This is a genomic window from Aeromicrobium marinum DSM 15272, assembly GCF_000160775.2.
Taxonomy (GTDB): Bacteria; Actinomycetota; Actinomycetes; order Propionibacteriales; family Nocardioidaceae; genus Aeromicrobium; species Aeromicrobium marinum.
This window is the reverse complement of sequence record NZ_CM001024.1, coordinates 1,876,670-1,895,759: the sequence shown is the minus strand read 5'-3', so window position 1 is coordinate 1,895,759 and position 19,090 is coordinate 1,876,670. Positions and strand designations below refer to the sequence as shown.

The following is a 19,090-nucleotide window of genomic DNA, read 5'->3' as shown; positions in this document are numbered from 1 at the left end:
GGCGGACCGGGGGATCAGGTCTGAGGGGCCAACCGGCGCGTGCAGGCCGAGGTCGCGGCGACCGTCGCCACCGCGGTGCACAGGAGACCGGCCGCCAACACCCACCACACGAGCTGGTCACGCAGGACCTCGGCCGCGGTGAGCGTGCCCCAGTGCCCGGCCGGCTGGTAGGCGGCAGGGGTGGTGGCCGCGGCGGTGACCGGCGGTGCCGCCACCGGGGTGGGCACCCGCGACGGTGGTGGGAGCGCGTTGCGCGGTGGGGGCTGCACCACGGTGGGTGCCGCGACGGGCTCGGCGGGGGAGGGGACGGAGGGCGGAACGGGCGGTGCCGTCGTGGTGGTGTCGTAGATGACGGTCACGGGCAGGGGCGACTTGAACCGGTCGGTGCTGCCGCCGCTGGTGTACCAGTACGACGCCGCGCCTGCCTCCTCGTGGAACGCCACGAAGGAGGCCGGGAACGCCCCCCAGCCGGCGCCCGACCGCACCTGGGGCGCCGTGGTGTCCACGGCGACGCCGTCCCAGACCGGGGTGACGGTCAGCCCCGACGGATCGGACAGATCGACGTCGGCGAGGTCGGCGAGCACGACCTCGCGGGCGGCGACCGGACCCCAGACGCTCTGGTCGGTCATCGACGACGCGAAGCCCCCGACCGTCGCGGTGAGCTGCCCCGCTCCGTCCTCGACCTGCAGGACCGGGTCGCTGAGGTGGATGAAGCTCATGCCGGAGTAGTAGAGGACCGTCGCGTCGCCGTCCCAACGGATCGTGGCGGTGCCGGCGACCGGGTCGACGGTGCCCTCGCCGCCGTCGAACACCAGCTGGTGGTCGCTGAAGAGCCCGGAGGTGGCCGACGGGATCGGCGCACCGGCGGCGGTGGTCGTCAGTCCGGCCCAGGTCGCCGGCGCGTAGGCCGCACCGTTCCACTTCTCGACCGACACGTCGCCCTCGGACTGGACCCACTGGTCGGGGCCGATGACCTGGCCGCCGCGTCCCGGGTCGGGCAGGAGGCCGGCGCGGAACATGTTCATGGTGCCGGGCGCGAAGGCGCGGTTGTTGGACTCGTGGTTGATGCCCCATCGCAGCTGGGCTGCGTCGATCGCGACCTCCGAGGAAGGCGTCGGGCCGGGCGTCGGGTCGGGCGTCGGGTCGGTCTCGTCGGCCGGCTCCTCCGCGGCTGCCGACGGTGTCGGTCCGGGGAGGATCTCGGCTGCGGTGTCCTCGTCGACGGACGGCTCGGTGGTGCCCGCGGTCGCCGGGCCCCCGGCGAGCAGCACCAGCAGGAGCACGGTGGTGAGGGCGATGAGGGCGCGAGGTCGGGTCATGCGCCGGCCTTCCGTCGGGCGGAGCGGATCCGCAGGGTCGCGAACAGCAGGGCGAGGAGGAGCAGGACGGCCGCCACCGAGGCTGCGGCGATCGGGATCCACGGCACGTCGTCGGCGGCGTCGAGCGCCCGCACGGCGAACGTCACGGTCGGTGCGCCCTCGCCGGACAGCTTCAGCACGTGGGTGCCCGGCGCCAGGTCGACCGGGAGCTCGATCGCTCCGGCGACCTGTCCGTTCAGGCCGACGGCGATGGGGCCGGCCGCGGCCAGTCCGTCGTCCAGCGTGGCGACCACGAGGTCGCCCGGGACGAGCCCGGTCGCGGTGAACGTGAGGATGCGGCCGGGAACGGCCGCCGTGCGGTCGACCACCAGGGTGGGAAGGCCTCCCGTCGCCGCCGGGGCGGCGGCCTCGGGCCCCGCCGCCGGTGCTGCCGGGGTCACGACCTCGGCCGAGGCCGGCGGCTCGCCCCCGTAGAGGTCGGCGACCGACACCGGCGTGAAGGTCTCGTTCGTCGCGTTGGTCACGCCGTGGGCGCCGACGGTGATGATGCCGCAGGTCTCGGTCCGGCAGTCGACGGTGGTGGTGCTGCCGTTGCGGTCGGCGGCCTCGAACACCGCTCCGGGCACCACGACGCTGGCGCTCCACGTGCCGTCGGCCGCGACCGTCCCACCGTTGGCGGCGCCCGCGGTGTCGCCCCCGGGGAACGCGATGAAGCGCTGGAAGCCCTGGTTGTCGGCGGCTTCGCTGTCGGGCACGTAGAAGTAGTTCTCACCGGTCCGGCCGCCCTGGCTGGGCTGCCACGTGCCGCGGACCACCCCGAAGAACACGTAGACGCCACCGTGGCCGCCCTGGATCGACTGGAACCCGGTGCCGGACAGGCGGAGCGTCGTGGCGTAGGTGGGGTCGATCGCGGCGGAGCCGACGTCGTTGCTGATGCCGACCCGGGCGGCGGCCGCAGCCGGCGAAGGGATGGCCAGCGCCCCGAGGACGAGGGCTGCGACGAGGGTCAGGGCGCGTGCACGCACGGGGCCTCCTGGGATCGGGGTGCGGTGAGGCGGCGGGGGACGACGACCAGCCGGTCGCCGTGCTCGAGGACGTCGACGGGGTGGCCGTAGACCTCCTCGACGAGGTCCGGACGGATGACGTCCGCCGGCCGGCCGAGGGCGCGGATCCGTCCCCCGGCGAGCAGGCACACCCGGTGGGCATGGGTGGCGGCGACGGACAGGTCGTGCAGCACCGCCACGACGGCATGGCCGGCCTCGGTGAGGGCGACGGCCTCGCCGAGGACGTGCTCGGCATGCCGGATGTCCAGTGCCGCCGTCGGTTCGTCCAGCAGGACGACGGGTGTCGACTGGGCCACGACCCGCGCGAGCGACGTGCGCGCCTTCTCGCCGCCGGAGAGGGTGGGAAAGGTCCGGGCCGCGAGCCCGACGACGTCGGTGCGCTGCATCGCATCGTGGACGACCCGGTCGTCGTGCTCGTCCTCGGGCCTGCCGGCCCACGGGGCGCGGCCCATCCTGACGACGTCGATCGACCGGAACCCGAACGCCAGCCGCTGCTCCTGGGGGAGCACGGCACGGCGGCGCGCGAGGTCGCCGACCCGGAGGGCCGACACGGGCCGCCCGTCGAGCTCGACGGTGCCGGAGTCGGGCGCCAGGTCGCCGGCCAGGACGTTGAGGACGGTGGTCTTGCCCGCTCCGTTGGGCCCGACGAGTGCCAGCAGCTCGCCCGGTTCGACGGTGAGGCTCACGTCCCGCAGCACGGGGGTGCCGGCCAGGGTGACGTGGACGTTCTCCATCCGCAGGCTCATGCCCAACCTCCCGCGGTGCGTCGGGTCCGGCGCAGCAGCCAGAAGAAGAACGGCCCGCCCACCAGCGAGGTGAGCATCCCGATCGGCAGGTCCGCGTAGGCCACCGCGGTGCGGGCGACCAGGTCGGCGGTCAGCAGCAGGACGGCACCGAGGAGGGCACTGGCCGGCACCAGGACCCGGTGACCCGGGCCGACGACCATCCGGACGACGTGGGGGACCACGAGGCCGACGAACGCGATGATCCCGGCGAAGCACACCGCAGCCGCGGTCAGCAGGGCGACCAGCACGATCGCGACGAGGCGGAGCCGCTCCACGTCGACGCCGACGTGGCGCGCCGCGCGGTCGCCGAGCGCCAGGATGTCCAGGCGGCGGGACAGGACGACGGCGCCGACGATGCCGACCACCACGAGGGGGGCCGAGACCCCGACGTACTCCCACCGGATCCCGTTGAGGCTGCCGAGCTGCCAGAAGATGATCTCCTCGCGGGCCTGCGTGTCGCCGAGGAAGATCATCAGCGCCAGTCCGGCGGCGAACACCGCGTTGATCGCGATGCCGGTGAGCACCAGGGTCACGACCTCGGTCCGGCCGTCGGCCCGGGAGAGGGCGTAGACCAGGAGCGTCGTCACCAGCCCGCCGGCGAAGGCGAAGATCGCGATCGTCCAGGTGCCGGCGAAGGTCAGACCGAAGACGATGACGATCGAGGCGGCGAAGGCTGCTCCGACCGAGACCCCCACGACGCCGGGCTCGGCGAGCGGGTTGCCGAAGACGCCCTGCATCAGGGCGCCGGCGGTCGCGAGCGCGGCCCCGACCAGCACGGCCATCGCGACGCGGGGGAACCGCACCGACCACAGGGTCGCGTCGCCCTGGGGGTGCGACGGCAGGGGCCCGAGGTCGAGCCCGAGGCGGTGCAGGATCGATCCGACGACCTCGCTCGCGGGAATGGCCAGCTGGCCCCGACCGGCGGCGAGCACGATCATCACCACGAGGGCGACACCGAGCACGCCGAACAGCACGCCCGCCCTCCTGCTGCGTGCAGGCGGGAGCTCGACCGGCACGGGCCGGTCCAGGGTCGCGGTCACTCGAGTGCCTGCGGGGCGTACACGGCCACGGCCAGGGAGTTGAGGACCTCGGCGGTGCGCGGGCCGTAGCTCAGGATCTGCGCGTCCGACATGTCCACGATGCGCCGGTTGAGCCCGGCCGGCGTCTGCGCGAGGGCAGGGAGCCGTTCCAGCAGTCCGTCGACCCCACCGACCGACTCCAGGCCCTTGGTCATCATCAGGATGAGCTCGGGCTGCGCCGCGACGATGCCCTCGTCGTTGACCGGCTTCATCCCGGACCAGCCGATCTCGGCCGTGACGTCGTGCAGGCCGAGGGCGTCGATGAGTCCGTCCGCGCCGGAGCCCTCGCCGAACATGTAGTAGACCCCGGCCTGGCCGCGCACGTAGAGGAAGACCGTGCGGATCCGGTCCTGCACGGCCTCCGGCGCGACGTCGGCGATCTCGGCGAGCGTGGCGTCGACCTCGGCTGCGATCCGGTCGGCGAGGAGACGGCCCTCGGCCGGCACGCCGAGGGCCTCGGCCACCTGCAGGGTCAACGACTCGACGTTGTCGAGGGTGCGGGAGGGGTCCACGACCACCACGGGGATGCCGGCGTCGCGCATCTGCAGCACCACGTCCCAGGGACCGAGGGACGTGTCGGTGAGGATCACCGTCGGGTCGAGCGCGAGGATCGACTCCGCGTTGAGGTCGTGTCCGGTCCCGGTCACCAGAGGAAGGTCCGCGGCCTCGGCGAACTGCGTCGACACGTCGCGACCGACGAGCCGGTCGCCCAGGCCCAGCTCGGCGACGGTCTGGGCGAGGGTGCCGTAGACGTCGAGGGCCAGGATGCGGTCGGCGTCGGTGACGGTGACCTCGGTCCCCTGGTGGTCGACGATCGTCACGGGCAGGTTGGGGGAGACGTCCTCGGCGACCGGGTCCACCGCCAGGTCCCCGAGTCCTGCGTGGCTGGGACCCTCGTGCGACCGCGGGTCGGCCAGCGCGGTCACGTCCGACAGGGCGGGGGCCGGGGCGTCGCTGCCGGCGGCCGAGCTCGGGGCCTGGAGGCCGCACCCTGCGGCTGCCACGACGAGCAGCCCCGTGAGCAGGGAGAGCGCACCTGCTGGTCGTCGAGCAGCCATCATCGTCCTCTGGTCGTGGAGTCATGGGGAGGGTAGCATCGGTTAGGAGTGCCTTACCTATTCTAGGTGTATCATGACATCTCGTCAGCATGAAAATGACATGTGGTCAGATTGATCTGACAGACTGTCCTGAAGATTTCGACCCACGTCGCCACACCGCCGGAGGCCCCATGACCGTCACCGCCAGCACGTCCACCGCGCCCGTACCGCTGTCGACGCTCCTGCGGGAGGGGTCGGCTGCCGAGCACCGCGAGACCGAGGGCTCCAGCTTCATGACCGAGCTGCTCGCCGGTCGGGTCGGCGCTGCCGGCTACCTGACCTACCTCGTCCGGCTGCGCCGCGTCTACGTCGCACTGGAGGAGATGGCCCGCGTGCTGGCCGACGACCCGGTCGCTGCGGCGGTCATCGATCCGCGCCTGGAGCGGCTGGCCGGCATCGACGCCGACGTGGCGTTCTGGTCCGAGCGGACCGGCGAGGTCGCCGACGACACCAGTGGCGCGGTGGACCGGTACGTCGGCCGGATCGCCGCGGCGACGGACGATCCGTCGGTGTTCGTCGCCCACCACTACACCCGCTACCTGGGCGACCTCTCGGGCGGACAGGTCATCGGCCGGCTGCTGGAGCGCACGTTCGACCTCGGCGGGCGGGGCATCTCGTTCTACGCCTTCCCCGAGATCCCCAAGCCCAAGCCCTACAAGGACACCTACCGGGCCACCCTCGACGCCCTGCCGCTCGGCCCCGCGGACCGGGACCGGATGCTCGAGGAGGTCAAGGCCGTCTTCGGCTGCAACGGCGAGGTCTTCGACGAGCTCACCGCCGAGCTGCCCCGCTGGGCGGTCTGAGTCCCGGAGGATTGGCCGCTCGCCCGGTCGGTGGGGGAGGATGGTCGGCGTGACTCACGTGGCGATCATCGGTGGCGGACCCGGCGGGTACGAGGCGGCCCTCGTGGCGGCACGACTGGGGGCGGAGGTCACGGTCGTCGAGCGCGACGGGCTCGGCGGATCGACGGTCCTCACCGACTGCGTGCCGAGCAAGACCCTCATCGCGACGTCCGACGTGCTCACCGAGGTGGCCGGGTCGGCCGAGCTGGGGGTGCAGCTGCCGTCGGCGGTGCGCGCCGACCTCGCCGCCGTCAACCGGCGCGTCCTGGGCCTCGCCGGAGCGCAGTCACGTGACATCGCCGCCCGCCTGGCGGCCAGCGGGGTGCGCACGATCGACGGACGGGCCCGGCTCGACGGGCCGGGACGCGTGCAGGTCGAGACCAGCAGCGGCTCAGAGACGGTGACCGCCGACGCGGTCCTGGTCGCCACGGGCGCCCACCCGCGCGTCATCGGCACCGCTCAGCCCGACGGGGAGCGCATCCTGACCTGGGAGCAGGTCTACGCGCTGCAGGAGATCCCCGAGCACATGGTCGTCGTCGGGTCGGGTGTGACCGGCGCGGAGTTCGCCAGCGCCTACAACGGCCTGGGATCCCGGGTGACGCTGGTGTCCAGCCGCGACCGGGTGCTGCCCGGCGAGGACGCCGACGCGGCCGACACGATCGAGGAAGTGTTCCGGAGCCGGGGCATGACCGTCCTGGGTCATTCCCGGATGGACTCGGTCACCCGCTCCGGCGACACGGTCGTGGTGACCCTCACCGACGGACGGGTGGTGGAGGGCAGCCACTGCCTGCTCGCCCTGGGATCGATCCCCAACACCGCCGACCTCGGCCTCGCCGAGAGCGGGGTGCTGCTGGACGACGGCGGGTTCGTCAAGGTCGACCGGGTCTCCCGCACGTCGGTGCCCGGGGTGTACGCAGCGGGGGACTGCACGGGTGTGCTGATGCTCGCCTCCGTGGCGGCCCAGCAGGGACGGATCGCGATGGCGCACCTGCTCGGCGACGCGGTGCACCCGCTCGACCTGCAGCAGGTCTCGAGCAACATCTTCACCTCGCCGGAGATCGCCACGGTCGGACTGTCGCAGCGGGCGATCGACGACAGCGGCCTGCAGGCGGACGTCGCGATGCTGCCGCTGACCGCCAACCCCCGAGCCAAGATGCAGGGTCTGCACGAGGGCTTCGTCAAGCTGTTCAGCCGCCGGGGCACGGGGACGGTCATCGGCGGTGTCGTGGTGGGCCCCAAGGCCAGCGAGCTGATCCACGTCGTGTCGCTCGCGGTCTCGGCGACCCTCACCGTCGACCAGGTCGCCAACGCCTTCACGGTGTACCCCTCGCTGTCGGGCTCGGTGGCCGAGGCCGCCCGCCGGCTGCACCGGCCCTCCTGACGGAGCACGCGGGGAGCCCGTCATACCGGGCAGAACTACACGTGTGTAGTTCGGCGAACTGGTGTGAAAGGTGTGGCGTGTGTGACGGATGTGGTGTGTAATTCGTGCAGCGAGACTCTTCCCCGTCCGCCCCTCGTCCCATTGGATCACCCATGTCGTACCGGTCCGCAGCGCTCAGGCTGCTCCCCCTCGTGACAGCCACGGCTGTCCTGTCGGCGTTCCTCGTCGCCTCGGCGCCCGACGACGCCGTGACGCAGGGTGCGGTACCGCCCGAGGTCGACGCCGTCGGTACCCCCGCGGAGCTGCGGGAGGAGGCGGTGCCCGCCATCGCGGCCCCGGAGCGCCCGGTCTACACGCCCGAGGACGCGGCCGCCGTCGACATCGTCGACCCGGTGGCGCCGGCGATCACCAACGGCGAGATCATCGCCGAGCTCGCGCCGCAGGACCTGCCGGTCTTCGAGCTGTTGGGCGTGGTGTGGGACGGCGGCGTCCCGGCTGACGACGCCGAGGTGCAGGTGCGATGGCGCCAGGACGGCGTCTGGTCGGCCTGGACGCGGCTCGAGATCGACACCCAGGTGGTCGACGGGGGCAATCCCGGCACCGAGCCCCGGTGGGTGGGTCCGTCGGACGCGGCCCAGGCGCGGGTCGTGGCCAGCACCGAGATCTCGCCGGCCGGACTGCGGCTCGTGACGGTCGACCCGGGAGCCACGCCCACGATCACCCCGGCCGCCTCGGTCCAGCCGGGCATCATCTCCCGTGCGGCGTGGGGCGCCGACAACTCCGGGTCCTGCGACTCACCGCGGTACGGCACCATGCGGGGCACGATCGTCCACCACACGGCCGGCTCGAACAACTACTCCGCCGCGCAGTCGGCCGGCATCGTCAAGTCGATCCAGGCGTACCACAAGGGCGCCCAGGGCTGGTGCGACACCGGCTACAACTTCCTCATCGACCGGTACGGCCAGATCTTCGAGGGTCGGGCGGGCGGCATCACGCAGACCCCGCGCGGGGCCCACGCCGGCAACAGCGCCGTGAACACCGACACCATGGGCGCGTCGCTCATGGGCACGTTCGTCAACGACACCCCGCCGCAGGCCATGAAGGACGCCCTGGTGCGCCTCATCGCCTGGAAGCACAGCCTGCACGGGGTCCCCGCCAAGGGCGGCTACTCGCTCGGCGGGGTCTCGCTCAACCGCATCGACGGGCACTACCGGGTCAAGGCGACCGCCTGCCCCGGCCAGCAGGTCATCAACTGGATGAACGCCCCGGGCGGGCTGCGTGACCAGGTCGAGCAGTCCATCGCGACGGGTGGTGCCGCGTTCGGCGTGTCCGGCGACATCGCCCAGTACTGGGAGTCGGTGGGCGGGGCGTCGGGCTTCGTGGGTCAGCCCGTGTCGCCCGAGATCGTCCTGCCGGGCGGGATCGTGCAGCGGTTCGCCGGCGCCGACCTCTACCGGCGTGAGTCGACGGGGCGGGTCTCGCCGGTCCGCGGTGCGATCCGCGGCGAGTTCCGTGTCGTCGGCGAGACCCGTTCGGGCCTCGGCTGGCCGGTGGGCCCCGAGTACGCGATCCCGGGCGGCGCCTACCAGGACTACGAGGGCGGTCGGATCTTCGCCAAGCCGGGGGTGGGCACCTTCGCCATCGCGGCGCCCGTGTACGACGCGCACGAGAACGTGGGCAACGTGGGCGGACCGCTCGGGTGGCCCACCAACCGCGCCGTCCCGTGGGGTCAGGGATCCAAGCAGACGTTCGAGAACGGGACCGTCTACGCGCGTCCCGCCGGTCCGACGGTCGTGATGGCCGGCGGCTTCGACACCGCCTACGTGGCCGCGGGCGGTCCCCTGGGGCCGATGGGTTGGCCGCTGGGAGACGTGAAGGCGGACCGCGTGGGCTCGCACGTGGCGCTGGAGGGCGGCTGGGTCCAGGAGACGCCGGCCGGTCTGGTGCTGGTCCGAGGAGCGATCGCGCGGCACTACCGCGACCAGGGCGGCGTCGACGGTCCGCTCGGCTCGGCGCTGGGTCCGGAGCGGGCCGTGGGCACCGGATTCGTCCAGGACTTCGAGGGCGGTCAGATCCAGTGCTGGCCCGGGGCCATGGTCACGGTCGACGCGCGGGTCGTCGCGGTGCACACCGCGGCCGGTGGACCGACGGGCCGACTGGGATGGCCGCTGACGGCTGCGGTCGATGAGCCGGGCGGGTTCCGTCAGGACTTCCAGGGTGCCAGCGTCTACGGGTCGTCGTCGACCGCCGGTCCGGTCAACCGGGTCCAGGGTGGCCTGCTCGCGGTGTACCGCGCCGGGGGAGGCCCCCGCACGCTGGGCTTCCCGCTCGGCGAGGAGTTCTCGACCGCCACGACCTGGAAGCAGCTGTTCGAGCGGGGTGCGGCGTACCTGCCGCTGAACGGCGTCCCCGGGTCCGTGGTCTCCGGTCGGATCTGGGAGGCCTACGTGGCCGCCGGGGCCGACACCAACGCGGGACTGGGCTTCCCGACGGGCCCGGCGCGGGAGACCGTCGGAGGCGCCCTGCGCCAGCGCTTCAGCGCCTCGGAGATCTACACCTCGTCGTCGGGCACCGCGATCGTCCGTGGCTTCCTGCGCACGATGTACCTCGGTCTCGGGGCCGAGAGCAGCCGGCTGGGCCTGCCACTGGAGTCCGAGCGGACGGTGCAGGACGGCGCTGTCCAGCGGTTCGCCGGTGGCACGCTGTACGTCTCGCCGCGAGGTGCGGCCGCGACGTGGGGCGCGATCCAGGCCGAGTACCTGCGCCGCGGCGGACCCACCGGGTCCCTCGGGTGGCCGGTCGGGCCCGAGACGTCCGACGGTTCGACCTGGAGCCAGCGGTTCCAGAACGGCACGCTGGTCATGACCGCCGCGGGCTTCACGGTCCGCTGACGGGGGCCGGCCGGCGGGCTCGCCGCCGACCCGGCCCTGCCCAGTCGGTCCTGCTCAGGCGCCCTGCTCAGGCGTCGAGGATCTCGGCGATGACGGCGCCCGCGCCGACGGTCGCGCCGATCTCCGCGGCCAGCCCCGAGACCGTACCGGCCTTGTGCGCCGTGATCGGCTGCTCCATCTTCATCGCCTCGATGACGACGACCAGATCGCCCTCGGCGACCTCCTGACCGTCCTCGACGGCGACCTTCACCACGGTGCCCTGCATCGGTGAGGTGAGGGAGTCGCCGCTGACGGCGGCGCCGGCGCCCCCACCGGCCTTGCGCTTGGGCTTCTTCGCCCCACCGGCCGGTGCGGCGGCGGCTCCGAGGCCGCCGGGCAGGACGACCTCGACCCGCTTGCCGCCGACCTCGACGACGACGCGCTCACGGGCGGCCGGCTCGTCGGCCTCGGCGGCTCCGCCGCTGTACGGCTCGAGCTCGTTGACGTAGTCGGTCTCGATCCAGGTGGTGTAGACCGAGAAGGTGCCGTCGGCGGCGGTGAAGGCCGGGTCGTCGACGACGGAGCGGTGGAACGGGATCACGGTCGGCATGCCGTCGACGACGAACTCGTCGAGCGCACGGCGCGACCGGGCCAGGACCTGCTCGCGGCTCGTGCCGGTGATGATCAGCTTGGCGACGAGCGAGTCGAACGACCCGGGGATCGTCTCGCCCTCCTCGTAGCCACCGTCGAGCCGGACGCCGGGGCCCGAGGGCGGGGCCCACCGGGTCAGGGTGCCGGGGGCGGGCAGGAAGCCACGTCCGCCGTCCTCGGCGTTGATGCGGAACTCCATCGAGTGGCCGCGGACCTCCGGGTCGTCGTAGCCCAGTTCCTCGCCGGCGGCGATGCGGAACATCTCGCGCACGAGGTCGATGCCGGTGACCTCCTCGGACACGCAGTGCTCGACCTGCAGGCGGGTGTTGACCTCCAGGAAGCTGATGGTGCCGTCGCGGGCCACGAGGAACTCGCACGTGCCCGCCCCGACGTAGCCGGCCTCCTTCAGGATGGCCTTCGACGACGTGTAGAGGCGGTCGATCTGGTCGTCGGTGAGGAACGGCGCGGGCGCCTCCTCGACGAGCTTCTGGTGACGACGCTGCAGCGAGCAGTCGCGGGTCGACACCACGACCACGTTGCCGTGGGTGTCGGCCAGGCACTGGGTCTCGACGTGGCGCGGCTGGTCGAGGAACTTCTCGACGAGGCACTCGCCCCGGCCGAAGGCGCTGACGGCCTCGCGCACGGCGGACTCGTACTGCTCGGGGATCTCCTCGATCGTCCGGGCGACCTTCAGGCCGCGGCCTCCACCGCCGAACACCGCCTTGATCGCGACCGGGAGGCCGTTGGCCTCGGCGAAGGCGATCACCTCGTCGGCGTCCTTGACCGGGTCCTTGGTGCCGGGGGCCAGCGGGGCGTTGGCCTTCTGGGCGATCTGCTTGGCCTTGGCCTTGTCGCCGAGGGCGTCGATGGCCTGCGGCGACGGACCGATCCAGATCAGACCGGCGTCGAGCACGGCCTGGGCGAACTCGGCGTTCTCGGCGAGGAACCCGTACCCGGGGTGCACGCTGTCGGCGCCGCTGCGCTCCGCCACGGCCAGGATCTTCTCGATGGAGAGGTAGGAGTCGCCCGGGGTGGCGCCCTCGAGGGAGTACGCCTCGTCGGCCAGTCGGACGAACAGCGCGTCCCGATCGGGCTCGGCGTACACCGCCACGCTGCCGATGCCGGCGTCCTTGCAGGCGCGGACGACGCGGACGGCGATCTCGCCACGATTGGCGATGAGGACCTTGGCCAGGGGCTTGCTCACGTACGGTCTCCTCGGGTGGGGGCTGACTGCCAGCCGAGTCTAGAGCCACCGCTCGCCGGGTGGGGCGCGAGGTCGGTGAGCCTCGACCGAGCGGCCCGCTCTGGCCGTCCGCCGACCTGGAGCCCGTGGTTAATGGGTGTTAACCTGAGCGCATGGACTTCCAGCTCTCACGTGACCATGAGGACTTCCGGCAGTCGGTGCGCGAGTTCGCCGAGGCGGAGATCGCGCCCCACGTGGCGAAGTGGGACGTCGACCACCACTTCCCGGTCGACGTCGTGCGCCAGATGGGCGACCTGGGCCTGTTCGGGCTCGCCGCGCCGGCGGAGTACGGCGGCGCCGACGGCGACTTCACCAGCCTGTGCGTCGCCATCGAGGAGCTCGGCCGGGTCGACCAGTCGATGGGTGTCACCCTGCAGGCCGCGGTCGGCCTCGGCATCAACCCGATCCTCACCTACGGGACGGCCGAGCAGAAGGAGCGCTGGCTGCCCGACCTCGTCGCGGGGCGTGCGCTGGCGGGGTTCGGTCTGACCGAGCCCGGCGCCGGGTCCGACGCCGGGGCCACCCGCACCCGCGCGGCGCGCGACGGCGACGACTGGGTGGTCAACGGCTCGAAGCAGTTCATCACCAACTCGGGCACCGACATCACCTCGGTCGTCACCGTGACGGCCCGCACCGGTGAACGACCCGACGGGCGGCCAGAGATCTCGGCGATCATGGTGCCGGCCGACACGCCGGGCTTCGTCGTCGAGCCCGCCTACGACAAGCTCGGCTGGCACATCTCGGACACCCATCCGCTGTCGTTCGTCGACGCCCGGGTGTCCGGCGACCACCTGCTGGGCGAGCAGGGGCGCGGCTACGCGCAGTTCCTCGCCACTCTCGACGACGGCCGGGTCGCGATCTCGGCGCTCTCGGTCGGATGCATCCAGGCCTGCCTCGACCTGTGCGTGCAGTACGCGGGCGAACGGCAGACCTTCGGGGTCCCGATCGGCACCAAGCAGGGGGTCGCCTTCCCCATCGCCGACCTCGCCGTGATGCTGGAGGCCTCCCGTGCCCTGACCTACCGGGCCGCTGCCCTGAAGGACGGCGGTGCGCCGGCCGCAGCGTTCAAGCAGGCCGCGTCGATCGCGAAGGTGTACGCGACCGAGTCGGCCGTCACGGCCACCCGCATCGCCACCCAGGTGTTCGGCGGCTACGGCTTCATGGAGGAGTACCCCGTCGCCCGCTTCTACCGCGACGCCAAGATCCTGGAGATCGGCGAGGGCACCAGCGAGGTCCAGCGCATGCTCATCGCCCGCGGGCTCGGTCTGCCGGTCGAGTAGCGGTCAGGGCCGGCGGTTCCACAGGTCGGTCCAGACGATCCCGAGGTCGCCCACGAGGTCGCGCAGCAGCGGCAGACTGATGCCGACGACCGTGTGGTGGTCGCCCTCGATCGCACGGACGAACGCCCCGCCGAGCCCGTCGATCGTGAAGGCACCCGCCACCAGCAGGGGTTCGCCGGTGGCCACGTAGGCCTCGATCTCGGCGTCCGTCACGTCCGCGAAGTGCACCACCGTGGACGCGGAGTCGACCAGCTCCTCGGTGCCGAGTCGGACACAGTGCCCGGAGTGCAGGACCCCGGAACGGCCGCGCATGCGTCGCCAGCGACTGACCGCCTCGGCGGCCGAGGCCGGCTTGCCGAGGATCTCGCCCTCGAACGCCAGCACCGAGTCGCACCCCACGACGAGGTCGTCGGGACGGGAGACCGCCACCGCCCGGCACTTGAGCTGGGCCAGGGCGGCCGCGAGATTGGCCGGGTCGCGGCTCTGCACCCGCGACTCGTCCACCCCGGACACGATCACCTCCGGCTCGATGCCGGCGGCGCGGAGCGTGGCCAGCCGCGCGGGAGAGGCCGAGGCGAGGACGACCTTCACGACGGCCCCCAGCCCGACGGGTGCGGGCCGTACGTGGCCCGCCGGGCCTGCAGCCGGTGGACGGCCAGCACGGCATCGACCGCCGATGCCGGTCCACCGACGCCGATCCAGTCGGCGTCGACGTCACTCGCGACGAACCAGGCGCGGTCCTCCGGCCACGCCAGGTTGGGCACGCTGATGCTGCGTCGTGGCCAGCCCGGCGCGACGGGCCGCGCCCCCCAGTCGCCCGCCGCGCTCAGCGGGCCGGAGAACAACAGGTAGCTGCGGTGCCCGACGTCGACCCGCGGGCCGTCCAGCACGTCAGGGGCGAACGCGGGTCGGTCCTGCGGTCGCGGCGGACTGAAGATCCGGCCGAGGTCGGAGGAGAAGTCGAACGACTGCTCCAGCTGGCGTCCTCCGTACAGGTCGCCCCAGCCGTCCCAGAGCCCGAACCACGCCTGGTCGGGCGTTCCGGTGTGGCGGGCCAGCACGGCCAGGACGTCGGCCATCACCTCGGTGTCGCTGAGCCCCAGGACCGTGGGCACGCGCGCGTAGGCCTCGAGGCCGGGTGGGCCCAGGGTCGCGAGGGTCTCCCACACCGCCTCGGAACGCACGAACCAGTCGGCCCGGTCGACGTCGGGGCGATGGCGGAGCGGCATCGATCAGCCCCACGCACTCCGGCGCCACTGGTCCGGTCCCGGCCGGTGGGCCGACCGGTGCGCGCGGGCGGGGTGACCCCACTCGCTGCGCGGCCGGCGTGGCGGGACGACCGCGGCCGCCGCAGCAGCGTTGCGGGCCGCGACGACGGCCACCAGGGCGGCGAGCTCCTCGGCGTCGAGGTCCCCCCGGACCACGCGCAGCACGGGACTGCCGGCGAGGCCCTCGGCCGGGCCTGCGGCCCCGTCGGTCGCGTCGTTGGTCACCGCGTCGTCGGTCACAGCGTCGTCGGTCACAGGGGGATGTTCCCGTGCTTCTTGGGCGGCAGCGTCTCCCGCTTGGTCCGCAGCAGTCGCAGGGCCCGGGTGATCTCGGCCCGGGTCTGCGACGGCTCGATGACGGCGTCGATGTAGCCACGCTCCGCCGCGATGTAGGGGTTGCACAGCTCGGCCTCGTAGGCGGCCATCAGCTCGGCCCGCTTCGCCTCGGGGTCGTCGGCGGCCGCGACGTCCTTGCGGTGCAGGATGTTGACGGCACCGGACGCACCCACGACGGCGATCTGCCCGGTGGGCCACGACAGGTTGATGTCGGCGCCCAGGTGCTTGGAGCCCATCACGTCGTAGGCCCCGCCGTAGGCCTTGCGGGTGATGACCGTGACCAGCGGGACGGTGGCCTCCGCGTAGGCGTAGATGAGCTTCGCGCCGCGACGGATGATGCCGTTCCACTCCTGCTCCGTGCCCGGCAGGAACCCGGGCACGTCGACGAAGGTCAGGACCGGGATGTTGAACGCGTCGCAGGTGCGGACGAACCGGGCCGCCTTCTCGGAGGCGTCGATGTCCAGGCAGCCGGCGAACTGCATCGGCTGGTTGCCGACGATGCCGACGCTGCGACCCTCGACCCGGCCGTAGCCGATGACGATGTTCGGCGCGAACATCGACTGCACCTCGAGGAAGTCGCCGTCGTCGAGCACGGTCTCCATGACGGTGCGGATGTCGTACGGCACGTTGTCGGAGTCGGGGATCAGCGTGTCGAGCGCGAGGTCGGCGTCGGTCGGGTCGAGGTCGGCGACCTCGTCGTACGGCTCCGGCTCCTCGAGGTTGTTCTGCGGCAGGAAGCTCAGCAGCGCCTTGGTGTACTCCAGCGCGTCGTCCTCGTCGGAGGCCATGTAGTGGGAGTTGCCGCTCTTGGTGTTGTGCGTGCGCGCACCGCCGAGCTCCTCCATCGTGACGTCCTCGCCGGTGACGGTCTTGATGACGTCGGGCCCGGTGATGAACATGCCCGACGTCTGGTCGACCATGATCGTGAAGTCGGTGACGGCCGGGGAGTAGACGTGGCCGCCGGCGCAGTTGCCGAGGATCAGGCTGATCTGCGGGATCACGCCCGAGGCGTGCACGTTGCGGGTGAAGATCTCGCCGTACAGGCCCAGCGACACGACACCCTCCTGGATGCGTGCGCCGGCCCCCTCGTTGATGCCGACGATGGGGCAGCCGGCCTTGATGGCCAGGTCCATGACCTTGACGATCTTCTCGCCGTACACCTCGCCGAGGCTGCCGCCGAAGACGCTGAAGTCCTGGCTGAACACGCACACCTGGCGTCCGTCGACGGTGCCGTACCCGGTGATGACGCCGTCGCCCAGCGGGCGCCGGTCCACCAGGGCGGGGGAGTGGCTGCGGTGGCGGGCGAGGGCGTCGAGCTCGACGAAGGACCCCTCGTCGAAGAGCAGCTCGATGCGTTCGCGGGCGCTCTTGCGGCCCTTCGCGTGCTGCTTCTCGGCAGCCTTCTCGGCGATCTCGACCGTGGCCTCGTGGTGGCGCTGCCGGAACTCGTCGAGCTTGCCGGCCGTGGTCGTGGCCGCCGTGGCGGCTTCGGTCGTCTCAATCTGCGGTTCGGTCACGCGGGCCAGCGTATCGACACCCCGGCGCGTCCGTGTGTGAGGCTTTGCCCATGACCTCCGAGCCGCCTCCGCCGCTGGACGTCGAGGCGCTCCGGACGGCGTTGACGCCGGAGCAGGGGTGGTACCGCCGCATCGACGTCCAGCCCGTCACCGGCAGCACCAACGCCGATGCCGCCGACGCGGCCCGGGCCGGCGCGCCGGAGGGCACGGTGGTCACCGCCGAGCACCAGACGCACGGCCGCGGACGCCTCGACCGGACGTTCTCGATCCCGGCCCGCAGCGGCATCGCGGTCTCGGTCGTGCTGCGCCCCGACGCGGTGCCGGCCGGACGCTGGGTCTGGCTGCCGTTGCTGGCCGGCCTCGCTCTCGACGACACCCTGAGGGACCTCGGGGTCGACGGGCGGTTGAAGTGGCCCAACGACGTGCTCGTCGACGGCCGCAAGATCTCGGGGATCCTGCTGGAGAGGGTCGAGACGCCGCAGGGTCCGGCCGCCGTGGTGGGCATCGGCCTCAACGTCCTGCTCACTCCGGACCAGCTGCCCGTGCCGACCGCGACCTCGCTCGCGATCGCCGGAGCCACCGACCTGGACCGCACCGCGATCACGATCTCGCTCCTGCGCCACCTGGCACGGCACTACCGCGCCTGGGTCGCGGCCGCCGGCGTCGCCGATCCGGGCCTGCGGGGCGACTACGTGGCGCGGTGCGACACGGTCGGCCGCCAGGTCGACGTGGCGATGCCCGACGGGTCGGTGCTCTCCGGGACCGTGGGCACGGTCGACGGCTCGGGCCGGCTGGTCGTCGACGGCACCGCCGTGAGCGCCGGGGATGTCACGCATGTGCGGCCGCGGCGCACCGAACCGTGACAAGATCGGCCCATGGCGCTGTCCCCGAAGATGCTCATGACGGGTGAGGAGAACCTCACCACGACCCGCACGCACGTCAAGGTCCTGTTCCTGCCGTTCGTCCTGCTGCTCGCGGTCGCCTTCCTGGGTGCCTTCGGCGCCGCGCAGGTGGGTGACTCCGGCGACGGGTACGTCCGCTGGGCGATCATCGGCGTGGCCGTGCTGGTGTTCCTGTGGTTCGTGTTCGTCCCGTTCCTGCGGTGGTACCTGTGGACCTACACGCTCACGACCCAGCGGATCGTGGAGCAGAAGGGCATCCTGACCCGCACCGGACGGGTCATCCCGCTGAGCCGGATCAACGACGTCTCGTTCGAGAAGAACCTCAACGACCGGATCCTGCGGTGCGGCACGCTGGTCATCCGCAGCGCCAGCGAGGAGCAGGGCCTGCTGCTGCGTGACATCCCTCGGGTGGAGGAGTTCCACCGGTCGGTGAGCGACCTGGTCGCCCGGGCCCACCGCACCTCCGATGAACCGATCTGAGCTGCGCGAGGAGCTGGTCGCCCTCCTGCTGCAGGACGAGCTGAGGTACACCACCGCCCAGGTGGCGGAGCGTGGAGGCGTCGGGCCCGAGCAGGCCCAGCGGTTGTGGCGCGCCCTCGGCTTCCCCGACCCGGGCGAGACGGTGGCCTTCGGTGACGCCGACGTCCGGGCGATCCGGTCGGTGCAGGCCGGGATCGAGCAGGGCGTGCTGGAGGACGACACGACCGTCCGGCTGACCCGGGCGCTGGGGCAGACCATGGCCAAGCTGGCCGACTGGGAGGTCTCGACCCTCATCGACCAGCTCGAGCGCGACGTCGGCGCGGGCCGGGCCGGCAGCCGGCTGGAGCGGGCGACCTGGCTCGCCCAGCACGCCGCACCGGTCTTCGAGGAGCTCATGCTGCACGTGTGGCGCCGTCACCTCGCCGCCGCCGCGGCGCGGTTGGAGGCGCTCGGGGCGGCCGACGAGGAGCTGCTGTCGATGCAGATGACCGTCGGCTTCGCCGACCTCAGCCGCTTCACCAGCCTCTCGAACTCCCTGGACGACAACGACCTGGCCGCGCTCGTCGAACGGTTCGAGGAGCGGTGCGCCGACCTGATCACGGCGCAGGGCGGCCGCGTCATCAAGACGCTGGGTGACGCGATCCTCTACGTCAGTCCCGACCCGTGCGGCGCGACCCGCACGGCGCTCGACCTGGTCGCCCAGGTGGGGTCGAGGGACGACCTGCCCGCCATCCGGGTCGGTCTGGCCACCGGCTCGGTCATCAGCCGCCTCGGCGACGTGTTCGGTCCGCCCGTGAACCTCGCGGCCCGGCTGTCGCACGTCGCCCGCAGCAACCGCGTCCTCGTCGACGACGACACCGCTGCCACCTTGGGCCAGGAGTTCGAGCAGCGGGCGCTCCCGCCGCGTCCCCTGCGCGGGTTCGGCAACGTCTCGCCGATCACCGTCAGCCAGCGTCGCGGCTTCCGGACCCGCTGA

17 protein-coding genes are annotated in these 19,090 nt (G+C 72.5%); 7 read left to right on the top strand and 10 right to left on the bottom strand.

The window, feature by feature from the left end; all coding sequences use genetic code 11:
• Window positions 1–14: 14 nt before the first annotated feature.
• The 5 genes from HMPREF0063_RS15800 to HMPREF0063_RS09605 are packed head-to-tail and all read right to left on the bottom strand — an operon-like array spanning window position 15 to window position 5,305.
• On the bottom strand, window positions 15–1,319 hold the full coding sequence (locus tag HMPREF0063_RS15800) for an HtaA domain-containing protein (RefSeq protein ID WP_007078471.1): 1,305 nt from the start codon (window positions 1,317–1,319) through the stop codon (window positions 15–17).
• Window positions 1,316–2,344, bottom strand: coding sequence for a hypothetical protein (locus HMPREF0063_RS09620; RefSeq protein WP_007078470.1), 1,029 nt, complete (start codon window positions 2,342–2,344; stop codon window positions 1,316–1,318). The genes HMPREF0063_RS15800 and HMPREF0063_RS09620 overlap by 4 nt, the downstream gene beginning before the upstream one ends.
• Window positions 2,326–3,129: a heme ABC transporter ATP-binding protein gene (locus HMPREF0063_RS09615; RefSeq protein WP_007078469.1), complete on the bottom strand. Its 804-nt coding sequence runs from the start codon at window positions 3,127–3,129 to the stop codon at window positions 2,326–2,328. Before HMPREF0063_RS09615 ends, HMPREF0063_RS09620 begins: the two co-directional genes overlap by 19 nt.
• Window positions 3,126–4,208, bottom strand: coding sequence for a FecCD family ABC transporter permease (locus HMPREF0063_RS09610; protein ID WP_007078468.1), 1,083 nt, complete (start codon window positions 4,206–4,208; stop codon window positions 3,126–3,128). The genes HMPREF0063_RS09615 and HMPREF0063_RS09610 overlap by 4 nt, the downstream gene beginning before the upstream one ends.
• Window positions 4,205–5,305 (bottom strand): heme/hemin ABC transporter substrate-binding protein, encoded by a 1,101-nt coding sequence (locus HMPREF0063_RS09605; RefSeq protein ID WP_156794085.1) that lies wholly within the window; start codon window positions 5,303–5,305, stop codon window positions 4,205–4,207. Before HMPREF0063_RS09605 ends, HMPREF0063_RS09610 begins: the two co-directional genes overlap by 4 nt.
• A 170-nt stretch (window positions 5,306–5,475) precedes the next feature.
• Between HMPREF0063_RS09605 and HMPREF0063_RS09600 the strand changes: the two genes are divergently transcribed.
• From HMPREF0063_RS09600 to HMPREF0063_RS09590, 3 genes are all read left to right on the top strand, one after another.
• A complete protein-coding gene (locus tag HMPREF0063_RS09600) occupies window positions 5,476–6,147 on the top strand; it encodes a biliverdin-producing heme oxygenase (protein ID WP_007078466.1) in 672 nt (223 codons plus the stop codon).
• Between the two features lie 49 nt (window positions 6,148–6,196).
• On the top strand, window positions 6,197–7,567 hold the full coding sequence (locus HMPREF0063_RS09595; protein ID WP_211208726.1) for an NAD(P)H-quinone dehydrogenase: 1,371 nt from the start codon (window positions 6,197–6,199) through the stop codon (window positions 7,565–7,567).
• 152 nt (window positions 7,568–7,719) lie between these two features.
• Complete coding sequence (locus HMPREF0063_RS09590; protein WP_007078464.1) at window positions 7,720–10,458, top strand: N-acetylmuramoyl-L-alanine amidase; 2,739 nt, start codon at window positions 7,720–7,722, stop codon at window positions 10,456–10,458.
• Window positions 10,459–10,525: 67 nt separating this feature from the next.
• Here the strand turns inward: HMPREF0063_RS09590 and HMPREF0063_RS09585 are convergent, their stop codons facing one another.
• A complete protein-coding gene (locus HMPREF0063_RS09585; RefSeq protein WP_007078463.1) occupies window positions 10,526–12,292 on the bottom strand; it encodes an acetyl/propionyl/methylcrotonyl-CoA carboxylase subunit alpha in 1,767 nt (588 codons plus the stop codon).
• Between the two features lie 152 nt (window positions 12,293–12,444).
• On the opposite strand from HMPREF0063_RS09585, the gene HMPREF0063_RS09580 reads away from it, so the two are divergent.
• On the top strand, window positions 12,445–13,611 hold the full coding sequence (locus tag HMPREF0063_RS09580) for an acyl-CoA dehydrogenase family protein (protein ID WP_007078462.1): 1,167 nt from the start codon (window positions 12,445–12,447) through the stop codon (window positions 13,609–13,611).
• Between the two features lie 3 nt (window positions 13,612–13,614).
• On the opposite strand, the gene HMPREF0063_RS09575 is transcribed toward HMPREF0063_RS09580, so the two are convergent.
• From HMPREF0063_RS09575 to HMPREF0063_RS09560, 4 genes are read right to left on the bottom strand one after another with little or no spacing between them, the layout of a single operon-like run.
• Window positions 13,615–14,202, bottom strand: coding sequence for a Maf family protein (locus HMPREF0063_RS09575; RefSeq protein ID WP_007078461.1), 588 nt, complete (start codon window positions 14,200–14,202; stop codon window positions 13,615–13,617).
• A complete protein-coding gene (locus HMPREF0063_RS15795) occupies window positions 14,199–14,840 on the bottom strand; it encodes a hypothetical protein (RefSeq protein WP_007078460.1) in 642 nt (213 codons plus the stop codon). Before HMPREF0063_RS15795 ends, HMPREF0063_RS09575 begins: the two co-directional genes overlap by 4 nt.
• 3 nt (window positions 14,841–14,843) lie before the next feature.
• On the bottom strand, window positions 14,844–15,134 hold the full coding sequence (locus HMPREF0063_RS09565; protein WP_007078459.1) for an acyl-CoA carboxylase subunit epsilon: 291 nt from the start codon (window positions 15,132–15,134) through the stop codon (window positions 14,844–14,846).
• Window positions 15,131–16,732 (bottom strand): acyl-CoA carboxylase subunit beta, encoded by a 1,602-nt coding sequence (locus HMPREF0063_RS09560; protein WP_007078458.1) that lies wholly within the window; start codon window positions 16,730–16,732, stop codon window positions 15,131–15,133. Before HMPREF0063_RS09560 ends, HMPREF0063_RS09565 begins: the two co-directional genes overlap by 4 nt.
• A 50-nt stretch (window positions 16,733–16,782) precedes the next feature.
• Here HMPREF0063_RS09560 and HMPREF0063_RS09555 point away from each other — a divergent pair, with 50 nt between their 5' ends.
• The 3 genes from HMPREF0063_RS09555 to HMPREF0063_RS09545 are packed head-to-tail and all read left to right on the top strand — an operon-like array spanning window position 16,783 to window position 19,090.
• Window positions 16,783–17,595 (top strand): biotin--[acetyl-CoA-carboxylase] ligase, encoded by an 813-nt coding sequence (locus HMPREF0063_RS09555; RefSeq protein WP_007078457.1) that lies wholly within the window; start codon window positions 16,783–16,785, stop codon window positions 17,593–17,595.
• Between the two features lie 12 nt (window positions 17,596–17,607).
• Window positions 17,608–18,114, top strand: a complete 507-nt coding sequence (locus tag HMPREF0063_RS09550) for a PH domain-containing protein (protein WP_007078456.1) — start codon at window positions 17,608–17,610, stop codon at window positions 18,112–18,114.
• A complete protein-coding gene (locus tag HMPREF0063_RS09545; RefSeq protein WP_007078455.1) occupies window positions 18,101–19,090 on the top strand; it encodes an adenylate/guanylate cyclase domain-containing protein in 990 nt (329 codons plus the stop codon). Before HMPREF0063_RS09550 ends, HMPREF0063_RS09545 begins: the two co-directional genes overlap by 14 nt.